This is a genomic window from Peribacillus sp. FSL M8-0224, assembly GCF_038003055.1.
GTDB classification, from domain to species: Bacteria; Bacillota; Bacilli; order Bacillales; family DSM-1321; genus Peribacillus; species Peribacillus frigoritolerans.
Genome location: NZ_JBBOOJ010000001.1, coordinates 3,349,207 through 3,366,507, shown reverse-complemented (window position 1 = coordinate 3,366,507; position 17,301 = coordinate 3,349,207). Strand labels below are relative to the sequence as shown.

Genomic DNA, 17,301 nt, shown 5'->3' with positions numbered 1-17,301 from the left:
ATTATATGAACAATAGAAAAAGATATATAACTACTCCCATCAGGTACATGGCAATGGTGCTTTTTGGAATGATACTAACCTTTTCATTAGTAGCTTTTCTCGTCACATCCCCATTAAATTTCACTTCCAGAACTGTAAATGGCATAATTGGCAACTCTGCTATAGATCAAGTATTAATATTGGCATTGAACAGTGAGAATCATTACTTTTATCAAAAGCAAAGTATGAATTCACCATCCCTGATGGAATTATCTTTTGAATCCATGACAAATTTTAAAATAAATGACACTCGCACATTGCTTGGCCTGGAACTACCAGGCTTATCGATCTATAACACGGAAATCGCTGTGGCGGGGAAAGGAACCAATATAACAAATTTGCCGGTTGAATCAGGGCCACCATTAGATATTTACCTTAAAGATAGAGAAATTGCCGAAGAGAATTTAAAACAACCAGAAGAGGATGGAAAACAAGAAGATGCAATAAACCCACAGGAAAAGTCTGTATATATTTATCATTCACATAGTTGGGAGGCTTTTCTCCCTTTTATAAAAGGGGCAACAACACCAAATGAAGCTGTTAGTTCTGATCAAAGGGCCAATGTCATTGCTGTTGGCGATTTATTAAGCCTTGAATTAATTAACAAAGGGATAGGGGTAGAGCACAATACAGAAAACATGGCTGCAAATTTAAAAAGTAAAAAATTGGACTACAGGAGCTCATACAATTTAACTCGTAAAGACGTTCAGGAAGCAATGGGATTTAACGATAAATTAAAAATACTGATTGATATCCATAGAGATTCACAACGTAAAGCAGTCACAACAACTACTATTCAAGGTAAAGAGTATGCAAGGCTGTTTTTCATTGTTGGAAAAGAGAATAAAAATTACGAGAAAAATTTAGAATACGCAAAAAAAATCAACAAAAAATTTGAGGGAAAATATCCTGGACTAAGTCGTGGTATTTTCATAAAAGGGAAAGACGAGGGTAATGGGATATACAACCAAGATATTTCCGATAAAGCCTTATTGATTGAATTTGGTGGAGTTGATAACAATTTAACTGAACTTTCCAATACCATTAAAGCATTTGCAGAGGTTTTTAGTGATAACTATTGGGAAGCGGAGGAAGTGAATGGATAAGATAGTGAAACGTTCCCATATTATTTTGATGTTAACATTTGCCATTACGTTATGGATGTATAATTTTTTCGGTTTATCTAGCTTTGTCATAGCCTGTTTTGGTACGGGCATGACCATAGCGACAGTAAATTTGGTTTCCGAGGAGATATCACGAAAATAAAAAAAATATGGCTTATGGAGGTAGTGAAAGGGGTATTTTTATTAGCAAATTCAAAAAGCTGAGAAATCTTACTATATATAAAATCTTCGGAATCACAAAATTATATTCCTTAATATTCCCTTACTAGAATAATCTTCAGTTAGTACCATATCCATAATTTCTACACATGTTCATGACAAGATATTTACTTAATTATCCGAGGAGGGATACTGTGTTTAAAAGTTAAGGGTAACATTGAGCTTATCCATTATTTTAGCGACATTTCTTGCATTGGGGGCTTGTTCAAATAATGACGAAGAGAAGAACGGCAAGGGCGAGAAGGTAGAAGATATGAATAATATGGATCATGAAAATATGGATATGGATAAAGATAAATAGAAATTAAACATTGAGGGTTGAAGGTAAGTATTCAATTTCCAAAACTATAAAAGCGTGAAGAGACAGTCCATTTTATTAGACTTATCTTCATGCTTTTTTTTGTATCCTTTTGGAGAAATACTAAAAAAATGTGTGAATGGATTTCATATCTAAATTCTTTCATTTTATATTACAATACACAAACTATTGTTAATACTATATTACAAAAGTTAGTTCTCCATAATTTCTTCATATTTTTGCTCTAACATAAACGGTGATGTAGCTTGCTAAATAAATAAGGAGTAGAAATTTTTATGATTATAAAGGACGCAATAAGAGAAGTAGGTATACATTCTGATAAGAAAACAGTGCCTCTCATTGACAATAGATTACGTAGAGTTATGAAGAAAATATTGGTTTTTTGCTTGATTACCATAACATTGAATATCCCTTTTTATTCTAAGGTACTAGCAGCGGATTTTAAAAATTCACCTCATGTTAATAGTGAAGCGGTTATTTTAATGGAAGAAAAAACGGGACGAGTCCTTTATGAAAAGAATGCGGACTTGAACATGTACCCGGCGAGCCTAACCAAGGTGGCAACGGCCATCTATGCAATAGAAAAGGGGAATCTAAACGATATCGTTTCGGTTAGTAAAAATGCTAGGAACGTGGATGGAACAAGGGTTTATTTAGAAGAAGGTGAAAAGGTGCCATTGAAAAAACTGGTACAGGGTTTACTTATTAACTCTGGAAATGATGCAGGTGTGGCCATTGCAGAGCACATGGATAGTTCAGAAAAGGCATTTGCAACAACCTTGAACAAATATGTGTGGGGAATTGGACTACAAGATACTAACTTTGAAAATCCACACGGTTTATTTAATCCCAAACATACAACCACTGCACGTGATCTAGCAAAGATTACACAATATGCCATGAAAAATGAAGAATTTCGTGAAATCTTTGGAACGAAAGAGCTGAAGTGGGAAGGAGTGGCTTGGGAAACCACTCTTTTTAACCACCATAAATTAATGAGAGAACGACCATATGAAGGGGTAACAGGAGGTAAGACTGGCTACGTCGACCAGTCTGGCCAAACTTTAATTACAACAGCCACGAGAGAAGGGATGTCGGTAATTGCTGTAATATTGAAAGGGCAGACACAAGCTGTGTCCTATAACGATACAATTGAGCTTTTAGACTATGCCTTTACAGGTTTTAAAGTTATCGATATCCCTAAGGGAAAAGAATTTAAGACTAATAACAATACGTTCGTTACTGAGGCTAATAAATCCTTTCCTATATCAAAAAATGAAAAAGTCAGAGAAGACATAACGGGTGCTGGGGTTCTTGAAATCAGGAATCAAGACCAGGCTCTTATTGCTTCCTTTCAGTTAAATAAGGCAAAAAAGCCTGAAACGATTGAAGGCCGGCAAAAAGAAAAACAAGATGAAGGTTTAAACCCAAAAAAATATTCTTATTATCATATTGTTTCTTTACTTTTAGGTATTTCAATACTTTGCTTCTTCTTCAGATTTAGAAGAAACAAAAAGCGTTTCAAAAAATACTGTTAGAATTTTATTCCCTGTGGTTAATCCAATAAATTCTTTGTATCGAATAAAGAAAGAGTCGAATTAGATGAAAGTTGTTTATGTGTACTTATTTAACAATCTCCACAATTTCTCCACATTTTTTTTTATAATAACTCGATAAAGGTCAGAGAATTTATTCGAAGAACAGTTTACTACAGCCTTGTGAGGGTTCTTTTCGCTGATATAGAGTTAACACCTTAAATATTTTCTCATTTCAATTAGGGGACTGATAGTGTTGAGTAATAATGTTATAATCAAAGACATTTTAAAAATTAATTTAAACGGACAATTATATATTCCAAAAGCTATTCGTAATTTCCTGCCATTTAAGGAAGGGGAAATGGTTTCTGTATATCAAAAAGGCAGCGACATAATTATTGAAAAGAGTCTGAAAGAAAATATTTATAATAATTGTGTCTTTCACTTTGGTGGAATTACGATCCCTGCTGAAATCAGGAAACTACAGAAGATAGACCACAAAAGCTTACTTGCGATGGAACTTTCAATTGGTGGGGAAAAGCTAATACTCCGAAAATGAGTGCGTAATCGTTCTCACTATTTCCTATAAGGCCTAGTGACAGGGTAGCTGCTCTAGTCTGCAGGATTACTTCCATCCAATAAAAGTAATTTAATTGTTAAATAAGGTAATAAAAAAGAAATGACAATAGGAAAAAACAAAAATAAACGCATTGAAATTACCCTGTGAGTCCTAATTCATCGCAATAAACGTCTGCTTCAATAAAACAATTTCTCATATCTGCCTCACTATCCAATTCACCGAGAATATTATACACTGTCTTTTCTAACGCATCGACAGTTGTGTAGGGGACGTATATTATATACTCGTTAGCTATGATCTCCATTTTGTAATATCTTTTAGGAACTGTTCGATACTTTCTCTTACTTTCCCTTTGCCACGTACAAATTTATTGTTATTTTCTATTCGCAGCCCCATTCTTATTTTTGCAGTGTTTTCTAGATCAATTTGAGCTGGTTTCTCTTTGCCTTTCCGTGTTGTTCGTATGAAACGATACAATGTTGCTTGACTTATCTCGGGAATTTCCACAATCTGCTAATGCTGTATTCCTTAAAGTGATATAGATTTAGAGCTTTATTTATCTGTTTTTCTTTCACTTTTGGACGGCCGCCATTTCTTCCTCTGGCTCTTGCACTCTCTAAACCCTATTTTGTTCGTTGAGCAATTAGATCTCTTTCGAATTGGCTGAATGCTTGAAATACAGTAAGCATAAGTTTACCTTGTGGTGTATTCGTATCAAAATTCTCTTTTATGCTAATCAATTTAACATTTTTACTTTCAAAGTACTCAACTAACTCTATCAAATCTTTTGTACTTCGACCTAATCTCGGAAAACTCTCTACAACGATTGAATCTCCGGGTCTAACTTTATCCTTTAATCGAATAAGTTCGGGTCTATTCGTTTTTGTACCTGACATTTTCTCTGTTAGTATTTCGGTGCAGTTGTATTTGCTCAACAAATCTAATTGCACAATCAAATCTGTTGCTTGGTACTAACTCTTGCATATCCATAAGTGTAATGTATTGTACTCCCACCTTTTGATAGTACCAACCTTATCATTAAAAGGTGTTATTGTTAATTTGTTTTTGATAATAGTTTTGATAACGAATGGACAAGGATTTTACGATCAAAAAATTTAGAAAGTTACGTTTATCAAATGAATTCTACAGATTTTTCATCAACAATTCTCCAAATTTATAAAATTAATTTACTTTTATTAATTCCATAATTTCTGCATATTTTTTTGTTACAGTCTTTTTATAATAAACAGAGGGAGGAAGTAAGATGAAATCGAAATTATGGATTTTTACATTATTAGTAAGTGCAGCCATCATTGGCGGCTGTAGTGCGAGTGGTTCTGATTCTGATGGAAATTCAATGGACAATTCCAATATGACCGAAGAAGAAATGGCAGATATGGAAGGCATGGATCATTCCAACATGACTGAAAAAGATATGGCTAATATGGAAGGTATGGATATGGAAAATGGCGATGCAGGCCATACAAATCAATTAGCATTAAATAACTCTACTGGAGAAAATGAACTTGCAATTCCGCCATTAGTTGAACCAAAGGATGGAATTGTTGATATTACTGCTCAACAAGGAACAACTGAAATATTTAAAGGAGTTCAAACAGAAACTTTAGGATATAATGGTTCATTCTTAGGACCGGTTATTCGTATAAATCAAGGTGAAAAAGTAACATTTAGAACAGGGAATGAGATGTCGGAACCAACAACGTTTCACTGGCATGGAGTCGAGATACCTGGAGAAGGCGATGGTGGACCACATCAAGTAATACAACCTGGTGAAGCTAAAGATGTTGAATTTACAGTAAATCAAGGTGCTGCGACATTATGGTTCCATCCACATCCAGTAGGTGCCACTGCAGAACAAGTATATAAAGGTTTAGCAGGTTTCATTTATGTAGAAGATGAAAATTCTAAAAAACTTAGGTTACCCGATGAATATGGGGAAAACGATTTTCCAGTAGTATTCCAAGATAGACAATTTACTGAGGAAAAACAATTCGATTACCAAGCTGTTCTTAATGAAGATGGTACAATTGGAGATACATTATTAATTAATGGTACGTTGAATCCAAAACTTACCGTTGGGAAAGAAAAAGTTCGTTTACGTTTATTAAACGGCTCAAATGCGCGTAACTATACTTTTAAATTAAATACAGGAGATTCATTCAAACAAATTGCAACGGATGGTGGTTTGGTGAATGAAGCAAATGAGATGAATGAAATTACATTAACTCCAGGTGAAAGAGCAGAAATTATTGTAGATTTTTCAAAATATAATGCAGAAAGTGACATTGCTCTTGTAAATGAAGAGGATACAATTTTATTACCATTCAAAATCGAAGGACAAAAAACAAACTCAATTGAGATTCCGGAAACATTAAATGATTATATAGTTACAGAAGAGGAAAAAAATCTACCTGTTACGAAAAAACTGGAGCTATTCGGTATGGGAAAAATGGTATATATTAATGGAAAACAATTTGATATGAACCGTATTGATTTCACGCAAAAACAAGGTGAAACAGAAATTTGGGAAATATATAACAAGCCTGATAAGATGGGTGGTATGACTCATCCATTCCATATTCATGGTACACAATTTAAAATTGTTTCAATCGATGGAAAAGAACCACCAATAAGTCAGCAAGGATGGAAGGATTCCATTGGAGTTGAAGCTGGAAAAACAGTAAAATTGGCAGTGAAATTCAATAATAAAGGTGTCTATATGTTCCACTGTCATATTCTTGAACATGAAGAAAATGGTATGATGGGTCAAGTTGAAGTTATTTAATTAAGCAAACCCCTCTAATTAAATATAGATTAATCTCCAAGTTGAATTGAGTTGATCATTCGAGTTGTAGATTTTTTATAAATGATAAGCTTATCTTTAACTGATATGAACTAAACTGTCAACCCACCACACCCAAATGGTTTTAAATGGGGTTTCATTCAGAAATGGATACAATCCTAAAAGTTGAAAAGGAAAACCTCAAAGACTTGGCACGAAGGCAAAAATGCTGACGGTGGTATGCAAACTGATATGCGTGGGTTGGCTACCACATTTCTTTCCATCCGTCACGGAGCTGCCTCGGACTAACGGCGACGCACGTTCAGTTCTTCGAACCTAGTGCATAGTTGAAGATGAGGGTTCTTCTTACCTCGATTTTGCCTCCGAGCCAAATCTTCAATTCTTCAAATACAAAATTACAAAAAATATAACAAAGTCATGAATTATATATTAAGAAGAACCCTACAGCCATCAGAAAGAATGCCTAATAAATAGGGAATTCATGTAATAAGGGAACCGTGTTCTAAACAAAATTGGTTGCAAACCTTCCTAATTTATAGGCGGGCTTAAATAACCTAAATAGGAGTTGAGGACAATGATGGATGGAATGATGGGTGGTACTTCTATGATGGGAATGTGCATGATGATGTTCGTTGGATTCCTTCTTTTGATCCTGATCAATGCAGTGATCGTTTACTTAGTTGTTCGCTCCTTGATGAGAAATAGCAAAGTGACAGATCATCCACTCAAGTTATTAAAAGAGCGTTATGCCAAGGGTGAAATTAATGAAGAAGAGTATGAACAGAGACGGAAGGTATTAAATAAAAAGTAGATATCCTACAGCCTAAGAGATAACATAAGGTATTAAAAATAAAGCTTTTCCTTTAGTGTTTTTTTATATAGATACACTGATTTCTACCAAAAGAGTTAGGGATTTCCTAACTCTTTCTCTTTTTTTTAGAATCTCTTTATGAAATAACTAAACAAAGGGAATTTTATACTGAAATGTTTTTACTACTAAAAATGAAAATAATGAAAAAAGAATAGGGTTGGTGAAAAATGGAGAAAACCGTTTTGGTTGCTGATGATGATCGGGATATCGTAATGCTAATCACAGAAAGCTTAAAATTTGAACAATTTATAGCGATACCGGCATATAGCGGAAGAGAAGCCTTATCTATTTTGAGAGAAAACAAGATTGATTTTGTTGTTCTTGATATCATGATGCCGGAAATAGACGGGTTAGAAGTTTGTAGGAATATCAGAAGTGAATACAACATCCCCATTCTGTTACTAAGCGCTCGCAACAGGGATATGGATAAGATTATCGGATTGGAAATAGGAGCTGATGATTATATGACTAAGCCGTTTAGCATACAAGAGCTTACGTCGCGAATTAAAGCTCATTTCAGAAAGGTGGATCGCTTGTATAAGGAATGGAATAGTCTCACTCAAGATAAGGATATGAATACTCAAGCTTATAGTTCGTCGCTTGTTTTGAATGAAAAGACGTTCGTCGCTTCTTTAAATAATCAACGGCTGGACCTGTCGACAAAGGAATTCCAGATTTTATCCTTTCTGAAGAACCACCCTAATAACGTATTAACCCGCGAACAAATTTATGAGAACGTATGGGGAGACGACTACGGAGAATTAAACACCGTTACGGTGCACATCAAGAATATCCGGAAAAAGCTCGGCGCGAAGTACGATTTTATAAAAACTATCTGGGGTGTCGGATACAAATATGTTGAAGGGAACGAGTGAACATGAAGCTGAAAATCAAGATTCCTTTACTGTTTCTGCTGCTTTTTGTGCTGATCAACATTATTATTATTTTATATTTGATATCTTTAGTAGAAGTAACAGATGAAGGGCAAATGCATATGTGGCTAAGAAATGTATTTAGTCCGATTCATCTACAAATGCTTCTGTTTCTATGTATGTTAACCGGATTAATATTTGTTGTTTTAACCGTTTATCTTCATTTCAACATTACCAAACCGATACAGATCCTTAATTCAAGGCTATCAAAAGTAACTATCGGTCATTCTCGCACCTCTCTGCAATCAAGAAGGAACGATGAAATCGGAGAACTGTACAATCATTTTAATGAGATGGAAGAAAGGCTTTATCAGGCACATAAAGAACAGGTCAATATGATTGATGCCATCGCCCACGATTTAAAGACTCCGCTCACGACAATTAGCGGATTTATGGAATTGCTCACGATCCAGAAACATATTTCAGAAAGAGAAAAGCAGGAATACTATAAGCTTATTATCCAGAAATCAAAGCACATGGTGGGATTGATTGACGCTTTCTCTGTTTTTTCGAGGGATGAGTTTACACTTGAAACTATTGATATGAAACAGGTGGAGGTACATAGTCTTTTTGAAAACATCGCTGATGAATATGAAACTGAATTATCGGGGCTTGATTATAAACTGAAATGGGACCATTCCTTCAAACCGAACCAGCTTATAATGGTTAATGAACATATGATACGGCGAGTGTATGGGAATCTTTTCAGTAACGCTTTAAGATACGGTGAAAAGAATGATCTAAATGTCTATATGAGCGGGTATACGCGGAGAGACTATGCATATTTTCAAATTGAGGATGATGGCGTGGGAGTGCCGGATCAGCAGATGTCTTCTCTGTTCCATAAATTTTTTACGGTCGATAAGTCCAGACAAATGGATAATGGTGGTAGTGGGCTAGGCCTAGCCAGTTGTAAATCGATAATTGAACATCATGGTGGAGAAATTAGTGCTTTTCATTCAAATTATGGAGGATTGGGAATTCGGTTTAGCCTTCCACTTGTAGCATAACTATTTGTGATAAAAACTTTCAGTTGAAACTGAAGGTTTTTTTACTTGCCACTTTATAATTTTTTAGATTTGCTTTATAACTTTTTATTTTCATTTTATTAGTGTTTTATTTTGCCCGTTTACAATATGTTTAACGGTATGCATATAAAGCAATTTGGGATATTTCATAAATAGATCAAGTAAAAAGAGGAGGATTTTTTAATGAATAAATTACCAAACTCCAACCGTAACGGCAATGACACCGGCACTGAGGATCGACCACCTAGGACACCACGCTGGGTGAGGGTGTCTGGAACTATTGCAATCGTCCTTGTCCTGCTAATTGTCATCCTGAAAATCACCGGCTTCGGTGGTAACCATGGTCCTGGTCGCCACATACCTGGGGGGGAGCCGGCTGAACAGATAGAGAGAGATGCGTCTGGTGGTGACGCACCTGAACATACACCTACTGGAGGTGGCCATTGATGATCATGACACCCCTCCTACGCAAGTTCGCGCTTACCGCACATATCTCAGCTTCAGTAGGCTGGATAGGTGCAGTCGTATCCTACCTTGCGCTCGCCGTAGTCACTCAGACAAGTAAGGATGTTCAGCTGGTGCGTTCCGCCTATATAGCGTTGGAACCGATTACGGGGTACGCCCTCGTTCCGTTAGCTTTCGCCTCTCTACTTACTGGGCTTATCATGTCACTAGGCACCCCGTGGGGATTGTTCCGGCACTATTGGGTCATTTTCAAACTTATGCTTACCGTTTTGGCTACAATCATTTTGCTGGGATTCACACAGTCAATTAGCGGCATGGTCGGCGTAGCAGCGGATCCGAAAACCTCTTTGACAGTTCTTCGCGCAATGGGGGCAGGCATGAACCATGCCGTTGGTGCTCTAGTGGTGTTGCTCGTGATTACGACACTGTCGGTGTACAAGCCTCGAGGCATAACAAGGTACGGGTGGCGTAAGCAGCAGGAGAAACGTAATGTTCTACAACCGTAGGTGCAGCATCTCCTGCTCGACGTGACCAATATACCTTATTATCCAATTTGTGTGTTAACAAATTATTCGGAAAAAAGCCGCATTTCATTAGAAATACGGCTTTTTATTTTAGCCTAACTCTATTCAGATAAGCAGGTTATCCGAGACTAATACAATTACCTGAAGGAAAAGAATAATCAGCTTGCTCAATCTTTTTAACCTTAAATATTCTCGATTGTAGAGGAACAACAAATGTTTTACGTTCTTAGCTTTATAAATTGTTAAAATAAAAAATCATGAAAAATAGAGGAAGTAGAATTTCAAGTAATTAGGGGATGTAAAAGTGCTTTTTTGGAATTTTCCATAAAATAATGATTTACTCACACAGGTAATTAAGGCTTACTTTAGTTTTTTTCATAAATTCTGCAAATTTAACGTGTAAAATAACCTCAAGAATTAATAATAAGAAATGGAGGATGTAGGATGGGGTGCTGCAGCAAACGAAAAACCAGGAAAAAGGAAAGGATTTCACCTGTGTTTTTTTTATTATATGGTCCGTATTTATTATTTTGATAGCCTACTTTACTAATGTAATTTAGAATGTTTCGGACACTGTCAAGGAGAGTCCAAAATGGACAATAAAAAAATTCAGTTTTTTTAGCTATGAGATTTGGAGGGAGTATTGTGAAGAAATTACTAAGCGGTATATTATTATTTGCTTTATTATGGACTTTTGTTACTACAATTAATAAGGAAAATAGCCTAAACACTTCCGCAGAAAATTTAAATAAAATGGAAGAGGCTCCCCAAGTAAATTTTAAGAGACCTAGTTTTACACTAAAGGCGTTAGATGGAAAAAAATACTCTACGTCTGATGTATCAAAACCTTTAGTGATTAATTTTTGGGCCTCATGGTGTGGCCCATGTAAAATAGAAGCGCCGGAGTTAGTAAAATTAAACGAAAGATACGGGGAAAAGGTACAAATTTATGCTGTAAACATCACATCAGGTGACTCTATAGATGGTGCTCGATCTTTTGCTGAAACCTATGGATTTAAATTTCCAGTCTTACTTGATGTTGATGATGCCGTGTCTAAAAAGTATCATATCCAAGCTATTCCAACTACCTTTTTTATCAATAAAGATGGAATTATTGTTGATCAAATTATGGGTTTTGCTGGAGAAAAAATATTTGAAGAAAAATTTCAAAGATTAGTCGAAAATGAGGTTAATTAAATGGATGACGTCATAAATGTAGGGCCCTTTCTATTACAATATAAACTGCTTATAATCATCATTAGCGGAATAGCCGGTTATCTTATATTAGACTTTCGATTTAGGTACATAAAAAATCCCTTTAGGAAACAAGTGACAGACATATTTTCTGGGGCAGCATTTTTACTTTTATTCACTTGGAAATTTGGTCCTGTTCTTTTCCAACTAACAGAATTATTTCAAAATCCCTCTCTTATTTTGTATACAAATGGCAACGATAAGTCATTTATATTAGGTGGTATATTAACAATTCTGTACTTATACATCAAGTCGAGAAAAATGATGATTGCATTAATGGAGCTTTTTGATTATTTATTTATCGGTATTCTATCCTCTTTATTTCTATACAATCTTTTCAATCCCATCTATGGATACTCAACGAATCTTCCTTGGGGGTTATCTATGGCTGATTCATCCATTAAATATCATCCCATACATCTGTATTTCGCAATTGTATTTGGGATATTCTTATTTATTGCTTTTAAAACGGATCTTAAAAAAAGTCATGGGGAGCTTTCTAGGAAAACGGCCATTATTCTTGGGGCTTGTGGAATGTTTTTTTCTTTCCTTTCTCCTCAAGAAATTATAAGTTTACAATTATCCTTATTGCAATGGATATCCATACTATTAATAATCGTAGGTATTGTTAATAAGACAGAAAAAGAAATAGTACGTACAATCTCAGTGGATAAAGCACCCTGAAAAAATAAACTTGAATACTATTCGTTTAGTTTATGCTTATCTAACTTTATCATTTACCAATGACCCTTATGTCTTTATAAGGGTTTTTTGTTTGTAAAACGAACTGGGGAAATTAATAAACTTCATAAATTCTGCAAACTTATTCTGTATACTAATCAAATAAAAAAATCAAAATACAGGGGGACGAAATACATTGGAAAACGAAAAACTGCCTCTCGACCCAATAGCATTAAGTTTGGGACCTATAGAGATTCACTGGTATGGATTAATCATCGCGGCAGCAGTTTTAATTGGCTTGTTGCTGGCAATGAAAGAATCTGAAAAAAGAGGACTTAATAAGGAAATATTTATGGACTTAATTCTTTACGCGGTTCCTATATCCATCGTTTCCGCTCGAATCTATTATGTACTGTTTGAATGGTCTTATTATTCAAAGTATCCAGAACAGATTATTCAAGTATGGAACGGTGGCATTGCTATTCACGGAGCCCTAATTGGGGCGTTCGTAACAGCATACTTTTTTTCAAGGGTTAAAAAGGTTTCTTTTTGGAAGATTGCTGATATAGCTGCACCTAGTCTTATCCTTAGCCAGGCGATCGGTCGATGGGGAAATTTTATGAATCAAGAGGCATTCGGAGAGAATGTAAGCAGGGGCTTCTTAGAGAACCTAATGCTTCCCGATTTTATCATTAATCAAATGTATATAAATGGTGTTTATCATCATCCCACCTTTTTATATGAGTCACTATGGAATGTAGCAGGGTTTCTATTCTTACTTTTATTAAGAAGAACCCATATCCGTCATGGGGAAATGTTTTTGTCTTATCTAATTTGGTATTCATTTGGAAGGTTTTTTATAGAAGGAATGCGTACAGACTCGCTTATGCTATTTGATGTAATCAGAATGGCTCAACTCATGTCCCTTGTACTAATTTTAGGTTCCATTATCATTATGATAATTCGAAGGAGAAAGGGCCTAGCCGCAAAAGAATACCTGGATTCTTGAAGAGATGAATTGAATTTGCCTTGTCAAAGGGTCATATTTTTAAGCGAATTTTTGATAAGTGCATGTGAAGAGGCAGGATTTACGAATCTGCCTCTTTTTTGAATAGAAAAACAAAAACTTAAACGTCGGTACGCTTCCTTTTTATCAACCAATTAATCATCAATATCATCAATGAAACAATAAATAAGGCAATTTTCCCTTCAGCTTCCCAGGATAACACTTCTTTAACGGAGTATCCTTCAATTAGCATTGCTGGAATTTTTCCTATAGCACTAGCTAATGTAAAGTGAAGTGTGCTGATTTTACTTAGGGCTGCTCCGAGATTGATCAATCCGGATGGTATAAATGGAAAAAGCCGAAGAGCTACAATTAATATAGCTGCCTCTTTCCCTTTTGAACGCATGAGTTTATTTAGATATTTTGAATTTGAAGGAACATGATGTTTCACATATTTAAACCCTTTTCTATATAAGAGAAAGCTCATGCCAGCACCCAAGCACTCTCCAATATAGGAAATGAAAATCCCTGTTTCAAATCCATAAAAAGTAATATTACTAGCTGTTAAAAAAAAACTGGGTATTACTCCGAATATACTTATAACAATATTAATGAGAATGCTCAAAAAAATTGAAAATATTCCCCACTGTGAAAACCAATTTAAAACTAATTCTTCCATCCTTGTACCATTCCTAGTCATATTACATTTTATAATCCGACCAATTAATCAAGACTTTCCTTTCCACATGTGTACAGTACAGAGACCAGCTGAAAGCATTTATTGAATTCTTCATTTATTTTGTCTTTAGGATTATTGAATAAACCCATCCCATGTACTTTAATTAGAACCTTAAAAAGAAATCATAAGAAATAAATGTGAAGAAAGTTTGCAGACTTTATCAAGATTCTAAGGACTTTTACATTTACTACATTATCCTAGCTATATCTGTCTTTTATAAGTATTTTTTATGGTTGTTTTCAATAGATATGTACAAACATACTTTTTAGGGAGGAATCCTCTTGTCTCATTCCCTGCTTTGGATATTAATTGTTTCAGTTGGATTGTTGGTAGGCATCTTCATATTGTGTGCTGTTTTGTACAAACAGATTAGACTCATGTCGGGTATGATGGTCTCTATGGCTACAGGAATGGTTAGTGGAATCGTTGGTGGTACCATCATTGCCATATACCAATCAGGAGATCTATTTCAATCGACGGTATGGGGAATACTTGTTGGAATAATTATTGGATTTATAACGGGTATGCCTTTTGGAATTTTAGCGGTAACTGATGGTGTATTGTCGGGTCTTATGGGAGGAATGATGGGAGCCATGCTGGGGGAAATGATCCCCTCTGAAAATATTGAACAGCTATTAAAGATATTATTTATTCTCTTTATGGGTGTTCATCTACTTATGATTTATCACCTTTTGTCTGAAATAAGAGAAAAACAAACCAACATTGTGGTCAAGCTAATGAAAAATCCTTTATTTTCTGGAGGATTTTTGCTCTTCTCGATTTATTTATTAAACTTTACAGGGCCAATTATGGCAAAGGACATCGGAAACGAGCAGCATCAACACAACCAGGAAACTGCACCAAAAGAAAACATAAGTAACTCCTTAGCCTTAGAGGTCAAGGCTCTCGATTTTAGTTATGAGCCTCGAAATATATCCATTAACCGAGGGAAAGAGTATGAAATTACTTTAAAAAATGATGGGAATGACGAGCATGATATAAATATAGTAAGCCGTGATGAGTTTTATAAAAAAAATACAGAAGATTTTCATGGTGAGGGAAGCTTTCATCTACATGCAAAAGCAGGAGAGTCGGCATCGGCTAAAATAGGTTCTCTACCTGCGGGAAACTATATATTTTATTGTACACTTCCCGGACATAAGGAAGCGGGGATGGTTGGGGAAATTACTGTAATGTAACTATAAACTTAAGGATGTTACCTGTTAGATTGTACTTGGTGCATGTATTTCCATTTATAATGTTATAACAGTATGGGCAAAATAGGGATGATTTTATAAAGGGGAATTTTCCTATAATGTTTAATCGGGACATAAAAGCAACATAAAAGCAGGATAAAAAGGTTGATGAAATGATATGTAAGTAAATTCTTCTTTGAGGATTAAAGTATATATATCATTTTATTTATACATCCTTTTGTAAAAAAGGAGAGGACTAAAGAGTACTAGGATAAATTTGCCCGTGAAAATTACTGTGGTACTTCCTTTAATAATATTAAGATTTTATTTCAATAATGATTCTCCATAATTTCTACATATTTAAAAACTAAGATAAGGGGGATTATTTGAAAATAAGGAGTCAAACCAACCTATGATGTTAAAAAAATTGATAGAAGATGCCGGTATCGAGAATTTAACAGGAATGAATGTTGCAGATATATCGATTTTAGGTGTTACGGATAACTCGAGAGATATCCAAAAGGGATATCTCTTTGTGGCTGTGAGTGGGTATAGTGTCGACGGTCATAATTATATACAGGATGCCGTGCGACTTGGTGCTTCAGCTGTGATAGGAGAGCTCGATATAGGTAACTTGGAGGTTCCTTACCTACAAGTGAATAACAGCCGAAAAGCATTAGGCAAGATTGCAAAGCAATTTTATGTAGATCCAAGTAAACAAAAAATCATGATTGGAATTACCGGAACCAACGGAAAAACAACGACAAGCTATATGCTGCATCAAACTATTAAAGAAAGTGGGATGTCGTGCTCCCTCATAGGGACGATTCAACATATTATTAATGGAAAAACAATTGATTCTCATAATACCACACCAAGTGCGCTTGAACTTTATTCCTTACTCGCTTCCAGCGAGGACAAGATAGTCATAATGGAAGTGTCCTCACATGCATTGGTTCAATATCGTTTAGAGGGAATTGAATTTGATTATGGTATTTTCACCAACCTCTATCATGACCACCTCGATTATCATGGAACCATGGAAAATTATTTTCAGGCAAAGGCCCTCCTATTTGAAAAATTAAAGCCGAATGGAATGGCTATCCTTAATGGAGATAATTTTTGGGGAGAAAAGCTGCATGAGTACCTGAAAAAACGGAAAGTGAATACGTGTGTCATTGGCGAATCCAAGTTCTGTGATCTATCAATCCATGATTATGATACGGCAACTAAGGCTTTTGTTTTACTGAATGATGGGGGCGAGATCGTACGAATTATTTTGCCAATGCCTGGAATGCATAATTTATATAATGCAGCAGTAGCATACGCAGTTGCTCGGAAGCTGAAAATTGGAAAAGAGGATATTCTACTAGCTCTTAAGAAGTTTCCTGGTGTTCCAGGAAGATTTGAAGTGTATAAGGACGAATATGGCCCAACTATTGTTATTGATTATGCCCATACTGCAGACGCGATTTTTTACTGTCTGCAAACCGCTAAGGAATTAGGTGTCGAGCGGATTTTTCATATATTTGGCTTTAGAGGTGGCCGTGACAAAAACAAGAGAGCTGAAATGGTCAAGGTTTCTTCAGAACTAAGCGATGTATCAATCTTAACTATGGATGATTTAAATACAGAGGACTATCTCGATATGAAAGCTACTTTAATCGATCTATATCACAAATATATTGCAGAGAATGGTCTGGTAATTCCAGATAGAACATTGGCGATACAGACTGTCTTAAAGATGGCTAAAAAAGGTGATTGGGTAATCGTTACGGGAAAAGGGCATGAGAGTTATAAACAAGATTTTTCATTGCCAGTGACTTCCGATAAAGAAACAATCTTATATTTACTAGATAAAAAGCATGGGACTATTTAGTGGGTGGACTCAATTAGTATTAATGGAGGAAAATAGAAAAACCCATCTCCATATTAAAATGTTGGAAATGGGTTTTCTGGTGTCAC

The 17,301-nt window shown here is 35.3% G+C and carries 17 protein-coding genes and 1 pseudogene; 16 read left to right on the top strand and 2 right to left on the bottom strand.

Annotation, left to right across the window (positions count from 1 at the left end; translation table 11 throughout):
• The first annotated feature begins 5 nt into the window (after positions 1-5).
• The 5 genes from spoIIP to MKX49_RS16165 all read left to right on the top strand — a co-directional run bounded on the left by spoIIP (position 6) and on the right by MKX49_RS16165 (position 3,795).
• Positions 6-1,145, top strand: coding sequence for a stage II sporulation protein P (gene spoIIP, locus MKX49_RS16185; protein ID WP_340876994.1), 1,140 nt, complete (start codon positions 6-8; stop codon positions 1,143-1,145).
• Positions 1,138-1,305, top strand: coding sequence for a hypothetical protein (locus tag MKX49_RS16180; protein WP_336864877.1), 168 nt, complete (start codon positions 1,138-1,140; stop codon positions 1,303-1,305). Before spoIIP ends, MKX49_RS16180 begins: the two co-directional genes overlap by 8 nt.
• 234 nt (positions 1,306-1,539) lie before the next feature.
• Positions 1,540-1,683, top strand: a complete 144-nt coding sequence (locus MKX49_RS16175; RefSeq protein WP_336864875.1) for a hypothetical protein — start codon at positions 1,540-1,542, stop codon at positions 1,681-1,683.
• Positions 1,684-1,976: 293 nt separating this feature from the next.
• Entirely contained in the window at positions 1,977-3,239 is a 1,263-nt protein-coding gene (locus tag MKX49_RS16170) for a D-alanyl-D-alanine carboxypeptidase family protein (RefSeq protein WP_340876993.1), read from the top strand.
• Between the two features lie 250 nt (positions 3,240-3,489).
• Positions 3,490-3,795: an AbrB/MazE/SpoVT family DNA-binding domain-containing protein gene (locus MKX49_RS16165; protein WP_063593238.1), complete on the top strand. Its 306-nt coding sequence runs from the start codon at positions 3,490-3,492 to the stop codon at positions 3,793-3,795.
• Between the two features lie 157 nt (positions 3,796-3,952).
• On the opposite strand, the pseudogene MKX49_RS16160 reads toward MKX49_RS16165, so the two are convergent.
• Positions 3,953-4,855: pseudogene (locus MKX49_RS16160) on the bottom strand (recombinase family protein).
• 225 nt (positions 4,856-5,080) lie between these two features.
• Between MKX49_RS16160 and MKX49_RS16155 the strand changes: the two are divergent.
• From MKX49_RS16155 to lgt, 9 genes are all read left to right on the top strand, one after another.
• Entirely contained in the window at positions 5,081-6,622 is a 1,542-nt protein-coding gene (locus MKX49_RS16155; RefSeq protein WP_336864872.1) for a multicopper oxidase family protein, read from the top strand.
• A 592-nt stretch (positions 6,623-7,214) separates the two neighbouring features.
• Positions 7,215-7,451: an SHOCT domain-containing protein gene (locus MKX49_RS16150; RefSeq protein WP_063593241.1), complete on the top strand. Its 237-nt coding sequence runs from the start codon at positions 7,215-7,217 to the stop codon at positions 7,449-7,451.
• Positions 7,452-7,678: 227 nt separating this feature from the next.
• Positions 7,679-8,386 (top strand): response regulator transcription factor, encoded by a 708-nt coding sequence (locus tag MKX49_RS16145; protein WP_340876991.1) that lies wholly within the window; start codon positions 7,679-7,681, stop codon positions 8,384-8,386.
• Between the two features lie 2 nt (positions 8,387-8,388).
• A complete protein-coding gene (locus tag MKX49_RS16140) occupies positions 8,389-9,453 on the top strand; it encodes a sensor histidine kinase (protein WP_336864869.1) in 1,065 nt (354 codons plus the stop codon).
• Positions 9,454-9,738: 285 nt separating this feature from the next.
• Entirely contained in the window at positions 9,739-9,918 is a 180-nt protein-coding gene (locus MKX49_RS16135; RefSeq protein ID WP_340876990.1) for a hypothetical protein, read from the top strand.
• A 5-nt stretch (positions 9,919-9,923) separates the two neighbouring features.
• On the top strand, positions 9,924-10,442 hold the full coding sequence (locus MKX49_RS16130; RefSeq protein WP_340876989.1) for a DUF2269 domain-containing protein: 519 nt from the start codon (positions 9,924-9,926) through the stop codon (positions 10,440-10,442).
• 663 nt (positions 10,443-11,105) lie between these two features.
• Positions 11,106-11,657 (top strand): TlpA family protein disulfide reductase, encoded by a 552-nt coding sequence (locus MKX49_RS16125; RefSeq protein WP_336864865.1) that lies wholly within the window; start codon positions 11,106-11,108, stop codon positions 11,655-11,657.
• The gene (locus MKX49_RS16120) at positions 11,658-12,398 is read left to right on the top strand and encodes a prolipoprotein diacylglyceryl transferase family protein (protein WP_336864864.1); all 741 of its coding nucleotides are present in this window, start codon (positions 11,658-11,660) and stop codon (positions 12,396-12,398) included. It begins immediately after the preceding gene.
• A 193-nt stretch (positions 12,399-12,591) separates the two neighbouring features.
• On the top strand, positions 12,592-13,404 hold the full coding sequence (gene lgt, locus MKX49_RS16115; protein WP_336864862.1) for a prolipoprotein diacylglyceryl transferase: 813 nt from the start codon (positions 12,592-12,594) through the stop codon (positions 13,402-13,404).
• A 118-nt stretch (positions 13,405-13,522) separates the two neighbouring features.
• On the opposite strand, the gene MKX49_RS16110 is transcribed toward lgt, so the two are convergent.
• Positions 13,523-14,080 (bottom strand): TVP38/TMEM64 family protein, encoded by a 558-nt coding sequence (locus MKX49_RS16110; RefSeq protein ID WP_340876988.1) that lies wholly within the window; start codon positions 14,078-14,080, stop codon positions 13,523-13,525.
• A gap of 458 nt (positions 14,081-14,538) precedes the next feature.
• On the opposite strand from MKX49_RS16110, the gene MKX49_RS16105 reads away from it, so the two are divergent.
• Together MKX49_RS16105 and MKX49_RS16100 are read left to right on the top strand one after the other, a co-directional pair.
• The gene (locus MKX49_RS16105) at positions 14,539-15,339 is read left to right on the top strand and encodes a cupredoxin domain-containing protein (RefSeq protein ID WP_336864860.1); all 801 of its coding nucleotides are present in this window, start codon (positions 14,539-14,541) and stop codon (positions 15,337-15,339) included.
• Between the two features lie 409 nt (positions 15,340-15,748).
• Positions 15,749-17,215, top strand: a complete 1,467-nt coding sequence (locus MKX49_RS16100; RefSeq protein WP_340876987.1) for a UDP-N-acetylmuramoyl-L-alanyl-D-glutamate--2,6-diaminopimelate ligase — start codon at positions 15,749-15,751, stop codon at positions 17,213-17,215.
• The last annotated feature ends 86 nt before the right edge of the window (positions 17,216-17,301 follow it).

What these genes read in the sequence shown, in the direction of transcription:
- spoIIP (WP_340876994.1), top strand. Translation starts at nt 6, where the DNA reads ATGAACAATAGAAAAAGATATATAACTACTCCCATCAGGTACATGGCA.
- MKX49_RS16180 (WP_336864877.1), top strand. Translation starts at nt 1,138, where the DNA reads ATGGATAAGATAGTGAAACGTTCCCATATTATTTTGATGTTAACATTT.
- MKX49_RS16170 (WP_340876993.1), top strand. Translation starts at nt 1,977, where the DNA reads ATGATTATAAAGGACGCAATAAGAGAAGTAGGTATACATTCTGATAAG.
- MKX49_RS16155 (WP_336864872.1), top strand. Translation starts at nt 5,081, where the DNA reads ATGAAATCGAAATTATGGATTTTTACATTATTAGTAAGTGCAGCCATC.
- MKX49_RS16150 (WP_063593241.1), top strand. Translation starts at nt 7,215, where the DNA reads ATGATGGATGGAATGATGGGTGGTACTTCTATGATGGGAATGTGCATG.
- MKX49_RS16145 (WP_340876991.1), top strand. Translation starts at nt 7,679, where the DNA reads ATGGAGAAAACCGTTTTGGTTGCTGATGATGATCGGGATATCGTAATG.
- MKX49_RS16140 (WP_336864869.1), top strand. Translation starts at nt 8,389, where the DNA reads ATGAAGCTGAAAATCAAGATTCCTTTACTGTTTCTGCTGCTTTTTGTG.
- MKX49_RS16130 (WP_340876989.1), top strand. Translation starts at nt 9,924, where the DNA reads ATGACACCCCTCCTACGCAAGTTCGCGCTTACCGCACATATCTCAGCT.
- MKX49_RS16120 (WP_336864864.1), top strand. Translation starts at nt 11,658, where the DNA reads ATGGATGACGTCATAAATGTAGGGCCCTTTCTATTACAATATAAACTG.
- MKX49_RS16110 (WP_340876988.1), bottom strand. Translation starts at nt 14,080, where the DNA reads ATGGAAGAATTAGTTTTAAATTGGTTTTCACAGTGGGGAATATTTTCA.
- MKX49_RS16105 (WP_336864860.1), top strand. Translation starts at nt 14,539, where the DNA reads ATGGCTACAGGAATGGTTAGTGGAATCGTTGGTGGTACCATCATTGCC.
- MKX49_RS16100 (WP_340876987.1), top strand. Translation starts at nt 15,749, where the DNA reads ATGATGTTAAAAAAATTGATAGAAGATGCCGGTATCGAGAATTTAACA.